Origin of the sequence: Sutterella massiliensis (assembly GCF_016899755.1) — a bacterium.
In the GTDB taxonomy this organism is placed as follows: Bacteria; Pseudomonadota; Gammaproteobacteria; order Burkholderiales; family Burkholderiaceae_F; genus Sutterella; species Sutterella massiliensis.
The window spans coordinates 1-517 of sequence record NZ_JACJJC010000252.1; the positions used below are offsets into that span (position 1 = coordinate 1).

The 517-nt window shown below is 50.3% G+C and carries 1 protein-coding gene; it reads right to left on the bottom strand.

Annotated elements, in window-relative coordinates; genetic code table 11:
- Nucleotides 1–114: 114 nt before the first annotated feature.
- Nucleotides 115–517 (bottom strand): hypothetical protein (locus H6A60_RS12425; protein WP_205105096.1); only part of this gene is annotated, 403 nt, incomplete at its 5' end.

A 517-nucleotide genomic window follows, 5' to 3' on the forward strand; every position in this document is an offset into this window, starting at 1 on the left:
GTGTAAAGGTGAAAACGATTGTCGTAGGCGGCGTTGAAGTCAATCCGTTCAGCGACATCGGAAAAAACGATCGGTGATTCCCAAAAATGAAACGCCCCGTCAGGGGCGTTTTCGTCAGCTAAAGAGTTTGACCAACTGTTCGTAAAAGAAGCCAAAACCGAACCACGCTGTGGCGATATCTCCTCCCTTGCTTAGCTTGATGTCGACAGCAGTTAAAAAGAGCAGAAGCGGACAGAGAATAAGGTAAAAGCGGTAAATACGGTCGAACTTTTTCCTGCGGATTTGCCCCGCAGTTTGAAGCTCAAGCCAGTCCTCATAAGCCTGCATCATGCGCGACGGCGGTTGCGAATGAACATAAAAGCTTTGAATGAGCTGCTCCTTCGTGTATTTACCTCCGGGAGCCCGGCGGGCAATGACGGCAGGAACGCCTCGGCATTCGTAATACGACTGATAGGCGTAGTAGCTCTCAATATGGATCGTATGTATGTTGAGCAGTGCGTTTGCTCCGCACTGCCGG